The organism is Bacillus sp. NH11B, from assembly GCF_001884205.1.
Classification (GTDB): Bacteria; Bacillota; Bacilli; order Bacillales; family Bacillaceae_G; genus Bacillus_A; species Bacillus_A proteolyticus.
In genome coordinates, this window is the sequence record NZ_MAOG01000138.1 from 59,840 (window position 1) to 77,977 (window position 18,138).

General features: G+C 35.3%; 18 protein-coding genes. 6 read left to right on the top strand and 12 right to left on the bottom strand.

All coding sequences use genetic code 11. The annotated features are described in order from the left end of the window. Positions 1–27: 27 nt before the first annotated feature. Together BAU27_RS26080 and BAU27_RS26085 are read right to left on the bottom strand one after the other, a co-directional pair. Entirely contained in the window at positions 28–705 is a 678-nt protein-coding gene (locus BAU27_RS26080; protein ID WP_000202615.1) for an ABC transporter ATP-binding protein, read from the bottom strand. After that, positions 705–1,769, bottom strand: a complete 1,065-nt coding sequence (locus BAU27_RS26085) for an ABC transporter permease (RefSeq protein ID WP_071772450.1) — start codon at positions 1,767–1,769, stop codon at positions 705–707. Before BAU27_RS26085 ends, BAU27_RS26080 begins: the two co-directional genes overlap by 1 nt. Positions 1,770–1,953: 184 nt before the next feature. Between BAU27_RS26085 and BAU27_RS26090 the strand changes: the two genes are divergently transcribed. Next, positions 1,954–2,577, top strand: a complete 624-nt coding sequence (locus BAU27_RS26090) for an ArsR/SmtB family transcription factor (RefSeq protein WP_071772451.1) — start codon at positions 1,954–1,956, stop codon at positions 2,575–2,577. Between the two features lie 69 nt (positions 2,578–2,646). After that, positions 2,647–3,906 (top strand): MFS transporter, encoded by a 1,260-nt coding sequence (locus BAU27_RS26095; protein ID WP_071772452.1) that lies wholly within the window; start codon positions 2,647–2,649, stop codon positions 3,904–3,906. A gap of 119 nt (positions 3,907–4,025) precedes the next feature. On the opposite strand, the gene BAU27_RS26100 is transcribed toward BAU27_RS26095, so the two are convergent. Both BAU27_RS26100 and BAU27_RS26105 read right to left on the bottom strand, forming a co-directional pair. Continuing rightward, a complete protein-coding gene (locus tag BAU27_RS26100; RefSeq protein WP_071772453.1) occupies positions 4,026–5,402 on the bottom strand; it encodes a sensor histidine kinase in 1,377 nt (458 codons plus the stop codon). Between the two features lies 1 nt (position 5,403). After that, positions 5,404–6,081 (bottom strand): response regulator transcription factor, encoded by a 678-nt coding sequence (locus BAU27_RS26105; protein ID WP_083596170.1) that lies wholly within the window; start codon positions 6,079–6,081, stop codon positions 5,404–5,406. Between the two features lie 610 nt (positions 6,082–6,691). Between BAU27_RS26105 and BAU27_RS26110 the strand changes: the two genes are divergently transcribed. Then, on the top strand, positions 6,692–7,204 hold the full coding sequence (locus tag BAU27_RS26110; protein ID WP_071772454.1) for a DUF6141 family protein: 513 nt from the start codon (positions 6,692–6,694) through the stop codon (positions 7,202–7,204). Positions 7,205–7,426: 222 nt separating this feature from the next. Here the strand turns inward: BAU27_RS26110 and BAU27_RS26115 are convergent, their stop codons facing one another. The 5 genes from BAU27_RS26115 to BAU27_RS26135 form a co-directional block, all read right to left on the bottom strand. Next, positions 7,427–8,266 carry a YitT family protein gene (locus BAU27_RS26115; protein WP_071744206.1) on the bottom strand — a complete coding sequence of 280 codons (840 nt, stop codon included), beginning with the start codon at positions 8,264–8,266 and terminating at the stop codon, positions 7,427–7,429. 503 nt (positions 8,267–8,769) lie between these two features. Then, positions 8,770–10,122: an MFS transporter gene (locus tag BAU27_RS26120; RefSeq protein ID WP_083596177.1), complete on the bottom strand. Its 1,353-nt coding sequence runs from the start codon at positions 10,120–10,122 to the stop codon at positions 8,770–8,772. 40 nt (positions 10,123–10,162) lie between these two features. Beyond that, on the bottom strand, positions 10,163–10,855 hold the full coding sequence (locus BAU27_RS26125; RefSeq protein WP_071772456.1) for a LutC/YkgG family protein: 693 nt from the start codon (positions 10,853–10,855) through the stop codon (positions 10,163–10,165). Between the two features lies 1 nt (position 10,856). Then, positions 10,857–12,269 (bottom strand): LutB/LldF family L-lactate oxidation iron-sulfur protein, encoded by a 1,413-nt coding sequence (locus BAU27_RS26130; RefSeq protein WP_071772457.1) that lies wholly within the window; start codon positions 12,267–12,269, stop codon positions 10,857–10,859. Next, positions 12,266–12,994, bottom strand: a complete 729-nt coding sequence (locus BAU27_RS26135) for a (Fe-S)-binding protein (RefSeq protein ID WP_071772458.1) — start codon at positions 12,992–12,994, stop codon at positions 12,266–12,268. Before BAU27_RS26135 ends, BAU27_RS26130 begins: the two co-directional genes overlap by 4 nt. A 184-nt stretch (positions 12,995–13,178) precedes the next feature. Between BAU27_RS26135 and BAU27_RS26140 the strand changes: the two genes are divergently transcribed. Further along, entirely contained in the window at positions 13,179–14,051 is an 873-nt protein-coding gene (locus tag BAU27_RS26140) for a LysR family transcriptional regulator (RefSeq protein ID WP_071772487.1), read from the top strand. A gap of 346 nt (positions 14,052–14,397) precedes the next feature. Here the strand turns inward: BAU27_RS26140 and BAU27_RS26145 are convergent, their stop codons facing one another. After that, a complete protein-coding gene (locus tag BAU27_RS26145) occupies positions 14,398–14,667 on the bottom strand; it encodes a 2TM domain-containing protein (protein ID WP_071772459.1) in 270 nt (89 codons plus the stop codon). 215 nt (positions 14,668–14,882) lie between these two features. Further along, positions 14,883–15,524 (bottom strand): ATP F0F1 synthase subunit alpha, encoded by a 642-nt coding sequence (locus tag BAU27_RS26150; protein WP_071772460.1) that lies wholly within the window; start codon positions 15,522–15,524, stop codon positions 14,883–14,885. 291 nt (positions 15,525–15,815) lie between these two features. On the opposite strand from BAU27_RS26150, the gene BAU27_RS26155 reads away from it, so the two are divergent. Together BAU27_RS26155 and BAU27_RS26160 are read left to right on the top strand one after the other, a co-directional pair. Next, positions 15,816–16,847, top strand: coding sequence for a S66 family peptidase (locus tag BAU27_RS26155; protein ID WP_071772461.1), 1,032 nt, complete (start codon positions 15,816–15,818; stop codon positions 16,845–16,847). Between the two features lie 207 nt (positions 16,848–17,054). Continuing rightward, the gene (locus BAU27_RS26160; RefSeq protein ID WP_071772462.1) at positions 17,055–17,450 is read left to right on the top strand and encodes a DUF3224 domain-containing protein; all 396 of its coding nucleotides are present in this window, start codon (positions 17,055–17,057) and stop codon (positions 17,448–17,450) included. Positions 17,451–17,679: 229 nt separating this feature from the next. On the opposite strand, the gene BAU27_RS26165 is transcribed toward BAU27_RS26160, so the two are convergent. Further along, positions 17,680–18,057 (bottom strand): hotdog family protein, encoded by a 378-nt coding sequence (locus BAU27_RS26165; protein WP_071772463.1) that lies wholly within the window; start codon positions 18,055–18,057, stop codon positions 17,680–17,682. Between the last annotated feature and the right edge of the window lie 81 nt (positions 18,058–18,138).

The window sequence follows — 18,138 nt, forward strand, 5'->3', positions numbered from 1 at the left end:
ATATGTACTGTTGTCCTTTTTCATTGTTTAATTTTGTATTAACTGTCCATCTCTAAGCGTCAATATACGATCACATACATCAAGCATTCTTTCATCGTGTGTAATCATAATTGCTGCTTTTTGACTTTCTTTCACTTCACGTTTCATCATTTCAACAACTTCACGTGCACGTTTTGAATCTAAGCTTGCAGTCGGTTCATCCGCTAATATTAAATCTGGATTGTTCATGAACGCACGAGCGATTGCTACCCTTTGTTTTTCCCCACCAGATAGTTGATTTGGATAATGATTTTTTCTTTCTCCTAATCCAAATGCTGCTAATAAGTGATCTGCACGCTTTTCAGATTCTTGTTTGTTGTCTTTTTTAAGCTTTGCAATATAAAGCAATTGTTCTTTTACATTTAAGTATGGAACAAGATTTGCGAATTGGAAAATGAAGCCGATTTTTTTCAAACGAATGTCTGTCATTTCCTTTTCTGATAACTTCGTAATATTTTGTTCACGAATGTAAATATCCCCTTTTGATGGTGATAATAAAGCACCCGCGATTGATAATAACGTACTTTTCCCTGATCCAGAAGGACCGACGATTCCGATAAACTCTCCAGCTTTCACATCAAGCGATATCGGATGAAGGGCCGTTACTTCAGTATTCCCTTCTCCGTACACTTTACTTACATTGTCTAATTTTAATAATGAAGTCATTACATCCCGCCTCCAATTGCTTCTAATGCATCAACTTTTAATACTTGATATAACGAAATAAGTGTTCCTAAAATACTAATTACGATAAAGATTGCTGCATATTGTGCAATCATCGGTGTTGTTAATAAGAACGGCATACCTGCTGGTAAAATTTGTTCTAACCCTTGTACAAGAACAATACTGATTATCATCGCCACAACTGATAAGAATAACGCCTGTACGACTAAGCTATTTGCTAAATAAGTGTTCTTTGTACCGATTGCTTTTAGTACACCTAATTGCTGTGTTTTTTGTAATGTAATTACGTAGAAGAATACACCAATTAGTAACGCAGCGATAACAAGTAAGAACGCAATGATCATCGTTAATGTTCCTTGTTCTTCTTTAAATCCTGGAATACTTTGTAATACTTCTTTTTTGTCGATAACATGTGCATTTTTAATGTCTTTATCTGTATTAAGTGCAATTGCACTATAATCTTTTTGGTTTGGTTGTGAAATAGCGCTCCATACATCTTCATTTACATAAACAACTGGTGTATGGCTAAACATTTGATCTTTCGTAAATCCAACGATTATAAATTCTTTCTTTGAAACAGGATCAATAATTGTATCCCCAATATCGATTCCTTTTTCTTTAATTGATTCATCAGCAACCATTTCATTGTTTGCTGTACCTAATTTCTCACCTTCTACAATTTTCGGTTCTAAAAATGAATCGCGTTCACTTGAGAAAATAGCGACATCAACTTTTTTCGAACTATCTTTCTTTTCATAAGTTGAAATTTTTACACGAAACGGAACGGCCTCTTTCTCGCCTACTTGATTTACTACGTTATCTACATCATCTTGCTTAATTTGTGAACGAAGTAATTTATTTTCCGCATCATCTGCTAAAACGAACTTATTTGCCTCCATATTTTGAATCGATGAAGCATTATCATATGATAATCCGTTTGCTAATCCTGAAATCACAAGGACTAAAAATGATAATAACACCATAATAAGTCCGATTAATCCGTATCTTAATTTTGATTGTTTCAATTCACGCAGAGCTAAAAACATTTCGCTCGCTCCTTCCTCTTACTTTCTATGCACTAATAATAAAAAAGAATTATGAACGGAATATGAACAGAAGATTACATTACAAAGATTAAATTTTCTGAAAGTATTGAAAATAAATAATATCCTTGATACAATTCAGTCAAATAATATTGACCGAGTAATTTAATTTGAGGAGTTGATCATTTTGAAGCCCATGTTAACACTAACTACTTATAACCAACTAAAAGCAATAAGCGATCCACTACGTGTCGAAATGATGATGCGTCTATGCGAACGTCCTTATACGGGACAACTACTATCTGAGAAATTCGGCATTTCAAGGGCGAAAATTCATTATCATTTAAAAGAATTAGAGAAAAATGGTTTTATAGAAATCGTTTATACAGAAGAAAAGAATGGCATCGTTCAAAAATTTTATCAATCTGTCGCTAAAGGCTTCACCCCTGCCGCAGATCTATTACCTCATTTAGAATTATTAAGCGAATCAGGTCGCCAAATCTTTTTACAAATGACGGAAATGACGAAAGGCCATATTCTCGCTGCACCAGAAGAAGCTTTTACATTACGAAAAGTAAGTAAAAATCCAGCTGAGTGGAATTACGTTTCATCCTGCTGGGAGTTTGATGCCACGCCAGACCAATTTCAAGTGTGGGTGAAAAAGTTTTATGAATTGATGGCTGAATTAAACGAGATCACAAAAGACGCGGAGAAAGATCCAAATAGTAAATCTTATTACATTTCTACTACTGCACTACAAATCGACGAACGAGCTATGCAGCGATTTGTAAAAAAAGAAGAAAAATCGTAATACGATTTTTTTTATATAAACGGTCAAATTTATTTTACCGAATAAATTTATTATAAAGGAGTAGATAAAATGGACATATTAAAAAACAGGAATTTCCTCTTATTATTTTTAGGAAGAATTTTCACCAACATAGGAGATAGCTTATACTATGTAGCCGCGATGTGGCTCGTATATGAGCTGAGTGGTAATCCTTTTTATTCTGGATTAGCAGGTTTTCTTACGTTATTACCTTCTGCACTTCAATTTCTTACTGGTCCATTCGTTGATAGATGGTCCATTAAAAACACCCTCGTTATCACACAAGTTTTGCAATGCATTCTTATATTAATCATTCCTATTACACACTACTTCGACCTATTAACAGTCCAACTACTACTCATCATTATGCCAATCGTAGCCTTTATCGAACAATTCGCCTACCCGGCACAGTCAAAAGCTTTACCACTTCTACTGCATAAAACACAATTATTAAAAGGAAATTCACTCTTCTCATTTGCATATCAAGGCATCGATTTAATTTGTACGACTCTTTCTGGAATATTAGTAGCACTATTTGGCGCCATTACTTTATATGTAATCGACTCTTTTACATTTGCGATTACTGCCCTTTTGTTCTTTTCATTAAAAATGCCAAAGCAAGCAGAAACCAATACATCACTTTCAACTAAACAATATTTCTCTGATTTAAAAGAGGGGTTTTCGATCGTCTTCCGTTCATTAATGGGCGTATTCTTAATTGGTTCAGTTGTTGCCAATTTTTCAATCGGTATGACGATGGCCATACTCCCTTCTTTCGCTGATTCTTTAGGAGGCGTGAAATCATATGGCTTCTTCTTAGCTGCTATATCAGCAGGTAGTTTAATTGGAGCAGTATTCAGTTCATGGGTTGGCAAACGTAACGTTGGCCGTGTCTCTATTATTGGCTTTGCGACTGGTGCTATCTTTTGGTTTCTCTCTACGGTTGTACCGTTTCAATGGTTGTCTATTTTTTTATTCGGCCTAGCTTGGGTACCGATTGGTGCAACCAACATATTATTTGCGACAATTAGTCAAATTGTAATTCCAAATCAATATATTGGACGCATCAACTCAGTTATGCGAAGTATGGGCACAATTGCGATGCCATTTGGTTCTTTAATTGGCGGATACACCGCAAATGTATTTAGTAGCCAACTCATTTTCGCACTCGCTAGCATTGGGATTTTCTTCATTTCTCTCGTATGGCTAATTCATCCGAAATTACGAGCATTGCCGAAAGCTGAAGAAATTACAGCGGATACTTTTGGGGTTCGGTTTAAGGAAGAGTGTGGGAAAGGTGCGGCTTTATAGTAGGAAGTCAGTACGTGAAATTTATATCGGCGATTTTTTAGATATATCAGCGATTTTCAAAATATATCGACTTTCCGACAAAAAAAGAGGCCGTTCCGTAACAGCCTCTTTCTTTCCATCTATTTCGGAAGCTCAACCTGAACGGTCGTCCCTTCCCCTTTCGTACTATACACTGAAACATTTCCATTATGCAGTTCCACAATCTTCTGCACAATCGATAATCCTAAACCACTACCTTCTACGTTTCTTGCTCTTGCTGTATCTACTTTGTAAAAACGATCAAATATACGGTCCATTTCTTCTCTTTCCATACCAATTCCATTGTCTGATATAGAGATCATCACGCTTGACTCTAATTCTTCTACAACAAATTCAATCGTTCCGCCGTCGTTTGAAAACTTAATGCTATTCGTAAAGATGTTACTCCATACTTGATGAAGTAAGTTTTCATCACCCTGTATTGTAATATCCGGCACATCAAATTCAACGGCGATATCTTTTTCACGCCATTTCCATTCAAGCATAAAAATAACGTCTTTAATTTGCTTTTGTAAGTGAAACTCTTTAATTTGTAGAACTTTCTCTTCTTTATCTAATGAAGCTAGCGTAAGTAACTGTTTACATAAACTAGACATTCGCTTACTTTCGCCCTCAATAATTCGTAAGTAATGATTTCTTTCTTCTTCACTCATCTTTTCTGTTTGCAATGTTTTCGAAAAACCTTGTATAGAAGAAAGCGGTGATTGAAATTCATGCGAGACGTTCGATACGAATTCCTGTCTCATTTCATCCAATTCTTTTATACTTTTCGTCATCTTTTGAAAGTTTGTAGATAACGTACCAATTTCATCTTTTCTTTTTACGTCCAATTCAATTTCATATTCACCACTCGCAATTTTTTGCGTAGCCTTCGTAAATTTACGAATTGGACGAACGATATAACCTGCTGCAATCGCTATAAAAATAATGCTTAATAACACGATAAAACCAAGTAATACCGCTAAGAAAATTCGCATCTCGCCAAATTGGTTTTGAATGTCAGGACGAATAAATAAAGCGTACTGTTTATCACCGTGCTGCACCGGTACACCGACACTATTTATTAATTCATTATCGAAAAAACCAGTAATAAATAGGCGGGTCGGATATGTGGAAACGCCATTAAATGTTTCGCCTTGCAATACTTTATGAACAGTATCATCACTAATTGTCGTCTTACGAAACGCATTACCGATACGTTTTCCATTCTTTTGGTCATCGACAATATAAATTTCATATCCTAATTTCGCAATTGACTGTAAATATGCCTCTTTATTCTCTTCACTTTGCTTTTCATATAATGATTTTACTTCCTCAGCATACATTAAAATCTTTTCACTATTGTACGGTTTTAACTTCACCTGATAATATACATTTGTTAATAAAAAGCCAATTATACTACTAAGTAGCATAATCCCAACCGTCATAAAAACAAATCTAGAATACAATGATTTCATCTTATTTCAACTCCAACTTATAACCGAGCCCGCGCACTGTTTTAATTTGAAAATCATCTGTTCGTTTTGAGAAACGGTCTCTCAGTCTCTTCACATGAACGTCGACTGTTCGTTCATCCCCTTCAAAATCCATTCCCCACACTAATTCAATTAGCTCTTCTCTTGAAAATGTTCTTCCAGGATAACTAGCAAGTTGTGATAATAATTCAAATTCCTTCAGCGGTAGTAAAATCGTTTGACCGTTACACTTTACTTCAACACCTTTACGATCAATTGTCGTTCCGTGAAGTGTAATAATGTCAGCGCTCAGCATTTGATAACGGCGTAATAAAGCTTTCATACGAAAAATCACTTCAGCTGGTTCAAACGGTTTTACAATATAATCATCCGTACCAGAAACGAACCCTTTTTCTTTATCGACTAGCTGATCTTTTGCAGTTAATAAAATCACCGGTATATCATGATACTTCCGGATTTCTTCACATAACGTATAGCCATCCACAAACGGCATCATAATGTCCACTATCGCAAGATGAATATTTTCCTTCTCTAACACGCCTTGCGCTACCTTTCCATCTTCCGCTTCAAAAACTTTAAACCCCTCTTTTTGTAAATGGTAATGTAATAACTCTCTAATATGCTTATCATCATCAGCTAATAAAATATGTATCATCTTCATTAAACCCTCTCTCGTTCATCCTTCTACATCCTTACATTAAGAAACAATTGTACTTTTTGCAAGAAAAAGAAAAACAATTACAGCATTAATTTTTTCATGGCAATGAGCTAAATTTTAAAATCCATTAAGTGAAATTATTGAGGTTATCAAAGATACTACGCATTAGAACCACAATACAGTACAACAGATTGTATGATAATGTAGCTTTGGAATAAAGGTTCATAAATAATACCTACAAGCCAATATTTTACGATAAATAAAAAGAATCCATTTTGAAATAGATTTTAAATAGACTAAACTAAGAAGAGGATATTACGTTCAATATATGAGCATATATCCTCTTTTCTTATAAACATTAGATTACTTATACAGATAATAAAAATAAAACTCTATATGTATACCGAATCCAGAAAAGTTTGTATAATTTAGATAACTAACGTATCTCGTAACGGAAAGCGTTGTGAGGTCTTTAGACTGAGCGTTAATTGCTTTAGGCGTACAGTGCTATGAGAGTACAAGAGGCTCTCATAGAGAATAACAACAAAGGATACATATTACTGGATCAAAAAGGATTCCCTATAATAAATCATTTAGGAGGTGACGATTATTAATGAAACAACAAGAACGTATTATCTTTCGTGAGGTTCAGCGACCACAACAAATTTGGGTATGGATACTCATATTGGGGATTTCCGCACTGATGTGGTATGGATTCATTCAACAAATTATCCTTGATACCCCGTTTGGAGATAAACCAGCTCCCAATGGTGTGTTAATTGCTTTGTGGTTGTTTTTTGGGATTGCCTTTCCTGTATTAATGCTTGGGGTATTGAAGCTAATCATAGAGGTCCGTGAAAAAGGTCTTTATGTTCGTTTTGTTCCTTTTCATTTTCAATATAAACAGTACCTTTTCAAAAATATACATCACTATGAAAGCATTACTTACAGTCCACTAAAAAGATTCGGAGGATGGGGAATTCGTTTTAACCTTAAGGGTGAAACGGCCTATAATATGAATGGAAAGAAAGGTATTGAGTTAAAGTTGAAATATAATACAGTGGTAATCGGCACTCAAAAACCGGACGAATTAAAAAAAGCATTGGACTCGGCACAAAAAGCATAATGAAAATTAATCGTCAACAAACGGGCATCATTGTGGAATAAGAAAGGACATTACATATTTAGTCATATAAAATATATAATGTCCTTGAATTTATTTGTTTTTTTAAATTTAGGTCTTGATAATTAAGTGATCAAAATAGATTCTCATATTTTCGCATTAAGATTATTTCAATAAAAAATATTGCTCATTTTCTGCCTTTTTAAAAACTAATTCTAATTCTTATTAAGCCTTAGAAATATCAACAAACCCTTCTCCAAACACATCACGAACATCGTGTATAGCGATGAACGCAGCCGGATCCGTAGTTTGAACAATCCGCTTTAGCTTCACTACTTCTTGCTTATTAATAACAATATAAAGAATTTCCTTCGGAGTTTTCGTGTAATAGCCATGACCTGAATACACAGTAACCCCTCTGCCCATTAAGGTAGTCACCTTCCCGGCAATTTCATTCGGGTTATCAGAAATAATCGTAATGGCCTTTTTCGGATTCAAACCTTCGATTACAAATTCCATTACTTTCGTTCCTACATATAGCATAATAATCGTCAGCATCAGCTTTTCTGCACCAATGATGAAATACGATGAAAAAGCAACGATTAAATCGAAAAACAGTAGACCGTAACTAATACTCCATCCTAAATACTTATGCGTCATTCTCGCTAAGATAGTAGTACCTGCTGTCGTTCCACCAACGCGAATGATGAGACCAATCCCGCACCCGATAAATATTCCACCGAAAATAGCATTTACGAGCATTTCATCTGAAGTAATCGTCCATCCTTCTGTCAAATGAAGAAATAGTGAGTTGGTAACTACAGCGATAATCGTATAAATTGTTGTGATCTTATTTAAAAATTTATAGCCGGCTATTAACAAAATCGCATTTAAAATTAGATTGACTAAACCTGGTGACCACTCAAATAAATAGTAGGTAATAATCGTGATACCTGTTACCCCGCCCTCACCAAATTCATTCGGAATAACAAACAAATTGACACCTAACGCAAAAAGAAATGCACCAATAATAATAAAAATAATGTCTGTCGTTCTTTTTTTCATAAAGTACCTCACTTCTTATGTAAATATTTCTTCAGATATAAACTCTCACCATTATATCGTGGAATATTCAAATCGAACAGTGGTTTATTTTTATTTTAATATAGGTTGATAAATCAACTTTTTCCTATTTCCACATGTAATTAAAAAAAGATAACAACTGTATTTATTATGTGCTACAAATAAAATTTTGATTTCACATGCAATTCACGCTAAAAAATGAATAGGAACACCTACTCGCGCAAACTTCGAATAAAAACATCACGCAATCCAAAATTCTACGGTAAATAAAAAGAGACCATTTTGAAAAAAATTAATCCAAATACTTTCTTTTTGCTTGGTTAATCATTTCTCTTTATTTCTTCCGAGCAATGAACTCTTTTCTTCAAACAAAAAAACTCCATTGAATTTGCATACTTAGTATGCGAATTCAGGAGTTTTTTTCATTTACTACTATTCAGATTCACTTCAAATGCATATAACTCATTTTTTATACCTTACTTTACTCATTCAAAATTAGCACGAGGTTCCTCTAACCCTTTCTTACTTCTCCAGTTAAATAAGCTTTCAGTCTTCGTTTGCTGCCCTGGTCTTACAAACAACATTGCCCCCATTGCAATAGCGGCCAAAATAGCAGCTACGATAAACATAGAAGGATAGCCATAACTTACAACTAAGTATCCAGTTAAAGTCGGGGCTAAGATTGTCGCGATATTAGCGATGAAATGCATAATTCCACTATATGTTCCTGAATAAGCAGGAGCTGTATCGACAATAATTGCCCAAAATAATGAACTCGGTAAAAAAGCAAACGCATTTCCAAGCGACATAAGCGCTAATACAGCTACATAATTGTCCATCGCGGGAATGAAACTAAAACAAATCGCTGTAAGTAATAAAGCAATAATCGGTAACCCTGTTCGAGCTAAACGAAGATTCCCTGTTTTACGTAAAATACGATCAGATAGCTTCGCCCCTAGCGGCAATGTTATACAAGCTCCAAGCCAAGGAATCATCCCAAGATACCAAAGGGAAGATAATTGAAAATGGAATACATCTTGCAAATATTTCGGTGTCCAAGTTAATATTAAAAAATTGATATATTGGAAACAAAAATATGCTATCGTAACCATAACGAATGTCGGAACTTTAAAAAAGGAGTACCATGGCTCTTTTGGAATTTCTTTCTCTGCTTTTACTGATTGAAGCACACCTTCCGTACTTCGTATTTCTGCTAGTTCTTCTTTTGTCACTCGTGGATGATCCTCAGGCATATTCGTAAAAGTAAAATACCAAATAATCGCCCATACAATCCCAATTGTACCAAGGATAAAAAACATTACTTTCCAACTAGTGAAAGATAGTAAGAAGACCGCTACAGGTGCAGTTAATACTGCTCCTAACGGAACGCCAACAAAACCAAGGGATGTTAGAAAAGCTCTTTCTTTTGGAGCTGCCCAGTTTGCTGCTGTCTTATTCGAAACCGCGAAAGATGGCCCTTCTGTTAATCCAAATAAAACGCGGAAGATAGCAAATCCTATTAAAGCAGACCCTCCAAAAACAGCAATCCCTATTTCTCCAGCAAAAGCGGTCGCAATTTCAAAAATAGACCAAGCGGTTGCTGCTATGATCCATACAAATTTCGGCCCCTTTTTATCTGAAAAAATACCTCCTAATAAAGAACCAATCATGTAACCGTAACCAAAATACCCTAATATAGCTCCCCACTCCTTCGGGTCAAAGCCATATTCTTTTATAATGAAAGACTGCGCATAAGCGATGGCCCCTCGATCAATATAATTCACCATCGTAATAAACGTGAGCATTGTAAAGACATAATAACGAAATTTATTCTTCATCAAAATCCCCACTCCCCCTCGTATTCTTTTGTTGTTCTCTCTAATCCTTTAATAGAATGACATGAACCTTTCCAGGGCCATGAACTCCAAAAGCTAATTCCATCTCAATATCACCTGTCCGGCTAGGCCCAGTGATAAAATTAATACAGGCGGGTAATCCATTCAAAACCTGTTCATGAACTCTAGTTACCCCTTCTGTTAAACGTCTATAAATTGTATGTTCTGAGAGAATCGCAACATAAACTGCTGGCAAAACGCTAACTAAACGTCCACGTCCACCACCATTCCATAAAACAACTGTTCCAGTCTCAGCGAGTCCCATTTCGGCATATGTAATTCCCATATCTACTTGAGCTGCATAATCCCGTAGTTCTCTTTCACCTTCTTTACTTTGCCAAATTCGATGAGAAACGAAATTTCCTGTTAAATGCTTTCCTATTTCAAGCTGATGTAATCTATCATCATCCCAATACAACGCAGATTGAACATTAAATTTATGTACAACGTACTGAAGTGCACTCTCTATTTCTGAACGGTATATATGACTTACTTCTGTATGTAAGGTATGCAAGTTTGTAATAAACTGCTCTATTAAGCTTTCGTGATCTATCTCTTTAGGAAAGTGGCTGAGTGGATCGTTTTTCCATCTGGGAGGAGTTACCCCCGAGCGACGTTCCCGGTTTAGTTTACGTGCGATATTGTTTAAAAAAGATTGTTGTACATCCGTATTCATATTATGAATCCCTCTTTTCTTTTTTCCACCAATCACGGAATGATTGTTTCGCAGGTTTTGGAAAATCTCTACTTTCTGTCCACCCTTTTAATGGGCCTGGGCCATTCGCAATATAGCCATCTTTTGCAAATATTGATAAACCTGTGTGTGCCATTTTAATAGCTTTCTCATAAACGAATGGATGACCCGCCATAAACGTGAAACCTTTAAAGGTCAGCTGCTCAAATTTCGTTATAAACCCTTGTTCCACCACATCTTTACGATGTACAATGAGAAGGTCATGTAATGGAATTTTCACGGGGCAAACATCTGTACATGCTCCGCACAAACTTGATGCAAAAGGTAATTCTTTTAATTCTTCATATCCTTCTAATAAAGGAGCTAGTACTGCCCCAATTGGTCCGCTATAAACACTTCCATAAGCATGTCCCCCAATATTACGATACACAGGACAAACATTTACACAAGCTCCGCACCTTATACACTTTAATACTTCTTCATAAGCAGTTCCTAAAATATCAGAACGACCATTATCTAGAATAATTAAATGAAATTCTTCAGGTCCATCCATATCTTCATGTAAACGCGCCCCATTAATTCCAGTTACATAAGATGTAATCTTTTGGCCTGTAGCACTTCTTGTTAACATTGAAACGACTACATCAAGATCTTTCCACGTCGGAACAAGGCGTTCCATCCCCATAATCGCAATATGAACTTTTGGCAATGTCGTAGTAAGGCGAGCATTTCCCTCATTACTTATAAGAACAACTGATCCAGATTCCGCTACCGCAAAGTTACAACCGGAAATACCAATATCAGCTTCTAAAAACTCTTTACGCAATTGCTCTCTAGCAAATTGTAGTAATTGATTCGTATCAACTGGGATCTTTCTTCCAGCTTCCTTAGAAAAAAGCTCTGCTACTTGTTCCTTCGTCTTATGAATGGCCGGAGCAATTAAATGGGATGGAGCTTCTCCAGCTAGTTGAATAATATACTCTCCAAGATCAGACTCTACTACTTTCACCCCTATCTCTTCTAAGTTTTTATTAAGGTGTATTTCTTCTGAAACCATGGACTTTGACTTAATTACTGATTTCGCTCCTTTTTTTCTTGCGATTTCAGAAACATAAGATACGGCATCTTCTGCTTTGAAAGCGAAATGAACATGCCCCCCCTTTTTTCGAACATTAGTAGCTAATTGTTCCAAATAACTATCTAAATTTTCAATTGTATGCATCCGAATTTCAGATGCTGCCTCACGCCATTCTTCAATATTCCCTAATTCATGTATAGCTTGTTCTCGTCCCATCCGAAGCCTATCTTGTGTAAATGGAACCGCACTTCTCATCTGCGGATTGTGCAACGCTTTATCTACTCTTTTCAAAAATCCTTGTTCCCCCGCCACACTCATTTATTCAGCCCCTTTGCCAGTACTTCTGCTACATGTAACACTTGAATATTTTTATTTTTCCTGCGCAATCTTCCTCCAATATTCATAAGACATCCCATATCTGCTCCAATTAAGAGATTTGCTTCTGCCGCCTCAATATGTTTTATTTTTTCATCAACCATCGTTTCAGAAATCGAGCTCATTTTTACTGCAAAAGTACCACCAAACCCGCAGCAATCTTGGCAATATGGTAATTCTTTTACATCTAGACCTTCTACTTGCGATAATAACTTCAGTGGTTCCTCTTTTATCCCGAGCGCACGACTCATATGACAAGATTGATGGAAAACAGCTTTCTCAACCAACTTAGATTTCAAATCACTTTTTCCAAGTACATTCACTAAAAAATCCGTCAACTCATACGTTCTATCCGCTAAATGAACCGCTTTTTCATACCATTCACTATCATCTTTAAACATCTCTTTATAATAAAGATGAACCATGCTAGCACAAGAACCTGAAGGAGTCACAATATATTCACTATGTTCAAACGCTTTGATCATTTGCTTTGCTGCTAGTTTTGCTTCTTCATGATATCCGCTATTGTAAGCTGGTTGCCCGCAACAAGTCTGTCCTTCAGGGAAATCTAGTTCCACTCCACATTGATTCATAATTTCTACGACACTCTTACCCACTTGAGGAAAAAACACATCTGATAAACAAGTAATAAATAACGAAACTTTCATAAAAATCCCCCCCTCAAAGCGATACAATCTATTTTTAAGTTATTCCTTTTCTAAACAGAATTTTAAATTTTTAGAATTTTCTATTTTTAAAACTTTTTGTTTATGATATCATGTGGGATATTATATGAAAACTATCTATAAGGTTGTTTTTGTATACAAAAATGGTATAGAAAGGGACTTTGACATGGATATAAGAAAACTTCGTTACTTTATTGTAATCGCTGAAGAAAAACAACTTACCCGTGCTGCCCACCGACTTCATATGGCACAACCACCTCTAAGTAGGCAACTATCGCTACTAGAACAAGAATTATCAGTAAACTTATTTGAAAGAAACGGTCGAAATATGCATTTGACTGAAGAAGGAAAAATTTTATATACGAAAGCCAAAAACATTATTCATCAATTAGAAGAAACCATTACGGAAATTAAAGATACCGGTGAAGGGCTAAGGGGCAATCTATCTATTGGAGCATTTCATTCATGTATTCCTTTTCTCTCTGAAAAAATCCGCTATTTTCAAGATAACTATCCAAATGTGAACTTAAAAATATGGGAAGGTGGCCCTTTATACTTAATAGAGCAATTAGAAAATCGGTATATCGAACTTGCTATCTTGCGTACACCCTTTAATAAAGATATTTTTTCTAGCATTTGTTTATCAAAGGAACCTTTCGTATTAGTCATGCCTGCTAAATGGGAACTATATCATTCACACCTTCCAATCCCTCTAACCGAATTAAGTCATATTCCCCTTTTACTTTTACATAAAGATAAAGAAAACAGCTATCATCAGCTCGTCATCGATGAATGCAAGCACCTTGGTATAACATTAAATATAGCATGTGAATGTCCTGACTCAGCATTTATTCTTATGCTTATCATGACTGGAGTCGGCGCCTCTATCTTGCCGAAAAGCGCTGTATCTCATATCCCGCAAGAATTTATAAAAATAGTAGATTTAATAGATTTCCCCTATCAGTCCGAATCATCGATTATATGGCTGAAGGATCGGAAGCTTTCTAAAAGAGCTCAACGATTTATAGACTGTACATGAATTCATTTTAGAGGTGTAGCGATGGATCCCTTCGCTTCTCTATCACTATTACCTCGTTTACAAGAATATTTCTCCTGTTATTATCATTGGACATGTTATATTCGCCGCTTATGTGAATATAGGAATGGCTAATTAATCCTTCTAAAAAGTAAAAACAAAGACGCGAAGTCATAGAAGAGACTTCGCGTCTTTGTTTATTTAAAGCAATTTATATGAATGTAAATCCCCAGTAAAGTCTTTACCACAACCGTCACACCTCACTGCTTTCTATCCCATTTTTCTAAACAGACGTAGAACAATACCCCCTCCTCAGTATTATTTTGAAAATAGAATGATCAAAACGGATTTACTTATCTTTCTCCATATATTCTTTAATCTTTCGTTCTTCCCACTCTTTTCCGAATATCCCAAATGGAAAAGTTGTCAAACCGTGTATAACGATGCCGATTCCCCAACCTCCAAGTGGATATAAAAACCATAATTTACTTGAATCAGAGCTTACATTTATAAAAAAAAGCATTAAGTTAACTAGTATATAAACCGTTAAATGAATGTAAAACGCTTTTAAATTTTCCACCCTTTTTTTAGCTCGTAAATAAACCTCATCTCGCTCCATATATAAACACCTCTTTCATTATTGTATTTTTTAAACTCGCTCTGATTTAAACATCATATTCTAATCGAAAATCCCTTATTCTCAAAAAAACACAAAATAAAAAATACCCATCAAATTGTCATACACATGATAATTTGATGGGTACTGCATGATACATTTAGTTTTTACATTTATTGTTTAGAGTAAATTGCAAATAACGACTTATCCTCGCCTTATTAAGACCAAATCCAAACATCATCATTATTTTCAACGTTGCTCTTTACCTCATAAACCTTTTCAATATGATCCGTTGTGTTCCAGTTAATAGAACTTCCGCCCCAACCTACATACTTCATATCAATTTTCATTTTCTCACCCGTATTAAATACTTGTCCCTTTGTTAAGAAAACATCAATAATAACTTTCTTCCCGTTTAGCGATGGATACTCAACTACGACATATTTAGTAGCGCCGTCTCCCTCATCTTCCATCGTTCCTACTTTTGATACTTCCCCAATTACATAATCAGGCGAACCGTCTTCTTTCATGTGCATACCTAACTTGTTTGATGTATTTTCAACTACGGTTGCAACCATATATTCTGTAAAATTACGCATCATAGGTCCAGTAGCTTTTACTTCATCTCCTACTTTCACGTTTGAAAGAGAATCTAGATACACACTAACAGGTTCTTCGTATTGCTTAGATTTTACGACAATCACACCGTTATCTACTTCTACTACTCGCCCTTCTAACGTCGGGAAATTCGATTCAATAAAAGCAGCACTCGCTTTTGCCAGTTCTAATCCTGGTAAATTCGTTCCTGATAATGCTGCGATCCCTAAAGCACCTGCTAAAATCATTTTTTTCATACCCATTATGTAACATCTACATTCATGATGATTTTATTTGTTTGATTGGATACGCCCAACCTGTAACCATTGTAGTTACAAATTATAAGAAATAGCAACCATCTTTCACATGCAATGTTGCATACTGTGATTTTCAAATTTAAATCGATTATTCCTATATTCAACACTAATGCCAAATCCTTGAATATCAGCAGGTATACGGATTGATGCTGAAGAAGTTAATTTCATGCAGCATATTTTTCAATGCTACAGTTTGTATAATCGTAGTCCATTAAATTATCTAGGAGCGGAGTTAAAATGTTAATTAAACCAAAAAGATTACAGCCAGGAGATATTGTGGCGACAGTAAGTGCTTCATGGGGAGGAGCAGGTGATTCTAAGCTACGATGGCGTTATGAGCAAGGAGTAAAGAGATTAGAAGAAGTTTTCGGCCTTAAAGTTATCCCCATGCCAAATAGTTTAAAAGGTAGCGAATACCTTTATAAAAATCCACAAGCTCGCGCGGAAGATCTAATGACAGCATTTAAAGATACGCGCGTTAAAGCAATTATTACGAATATAGGTGGAGAAGATAGCATCCGTTTACTTCCTTATATTGATTTCAATATTATACGTGAAAACCCAAAAATTTTTATGGGGTACTCTGACGATACCGTTTCACATTTGTTTTGTCATAAAGCAAGCCTTTCCTCTTTTTACGGTCCTGCAATTTTAACCGATTTTGCCGAAAATGTAGAGATGGATTCATATACAATTGCGACGGTAAATCGTACTCTCTTTTCAAATGAGATGATTGGCGAAATTCAACCAGCTAATGAATGGACGAGCGAGCGTTTAGAATGGATAGAATCGAATAAAAATCAAAGGCGTACGATGCAGCAGAACACTGGATATGAGGTACTTCAAGGCTCCACTACTGTACAAGGGCGTTTGATTGGTGGTTGTATTGAAGTACTGGAATTTGTAAAAGGAACGGAACTTTGGCCTGAGAAAAAACATTGGGAGAATAGTATCCTTTTCTTTGAAACATCTGAAGAACATCCAGAACCAAGTTATATAAAGTATTGGTTGCGAAATTATGCAGCTCAAGGCGTTTTGGAAAAAACAAATGGGATTATTTTTGGCAAACCAAAAGACGAAAAATATTATGAAGAATATAAACATGAAATACTGAAGGTTATGAAGGAAAATAATTTAGAACATTTGCCTATTCTTTATAATTTAAATTTTGGCCATACCGAACCAAAGTTTATTTTACCTTACGGTGCGATGGCAGAAATTGATTGTGAAAATAGGTCTTTCTCTATTTTAGAAAGTGGAGTGGAGTGAAACTTTAAATAAGTAGAGCCATAAGTTTTATAATTATGTTTTCCTGATCCTATTTTTCATTTTAGGGAGTATTTTATTTTGTTAGCTTGATAGCGATATGGCAGGAATCCAATAAATCAAAACACTCCTATGAGATATGACTCTGAATTGGTACTTTTTAAATGATATGGATATTACTTATCTAATGATAAAGGGGGATTTACGTGTATGGAAATAACATTTACAGTAAGTAAATGGGATGAAAAACCAATTGATGATACTAGAAAAGATTTCCCTATTAATATTGCTCATGTTGAATATGATATTGATGGTGAATTAAAAGGAAAAGCTTTTGTTGAATACTTATTATATTATTTAGACTCAAATATAAATGATGGTCATTTGGCTACTGCTAAAATTTCTGGATTTTTACACTTTGAAGGAATTTATAAGGGGCAACAAGGGACATTTACAGCTATAGAGCAAGGTATATTTGATAAAGGAAATTTAGATTCCCCAGGAACAATTATCAAAGCTACCGGTAACTTAGAAAGTCTGAGAGGATCCTATAATTATCAGTTTACAGGTCAAACTAGTAAACTGATTTTAGAGTTTGGATTTTAGCAAAATATCCTATGATTTAGTGGAAAGGACATTTCTTGTAATACTAGGAATGTCCTTTTTGTTGACGAGCTTATTCAACTATTTTCTAATAGTTAAGAAAAGAACAGAGTATATTACATAACGTCTTATTATCAGTATTCAACGATACATAAAATTTTCGTTATGGGGGAATTAAAACTCTAAGCCTGAGAGGCATGGCCCCCCACTTATTCATTACTTTTCCTACCAATTAAAGAATAATCCCCGAAAAACTCCCCTTCATTACTTCTTTTTCAAGTTGATTCTTACATGTAAATAGCGCAATAATTTTTGTGCGATTTTTTTCATCGGACTCAAATTGTTCAATGGTTACATCGCAACGAATGGTATCACCACTAAAAACAGGACGTAAAAATTCAAAATCCATCTTGCGAGCTAATACGTTATGATCACCACCGACTTTCGTAGGCAGTGTTGATGTTAAAAGTCCTTGTACAACAAATCGACCTTGTTCATCTGGTGTAACATGGTGGATTCCCTCATCCTTAGATACCTCTGTAAATAAAACAACATCTTCTTTTGTAAAAGTTCGTTCAAAGGTGATTTTTTCGCCTACTTGCAATTTCATCGATACTCCTCCTCAAAAACACTTTTAAAATAAGAAAAACCGAAACTAAAAATCATTTCGGTTTTTCACTCTAAAGAAGTC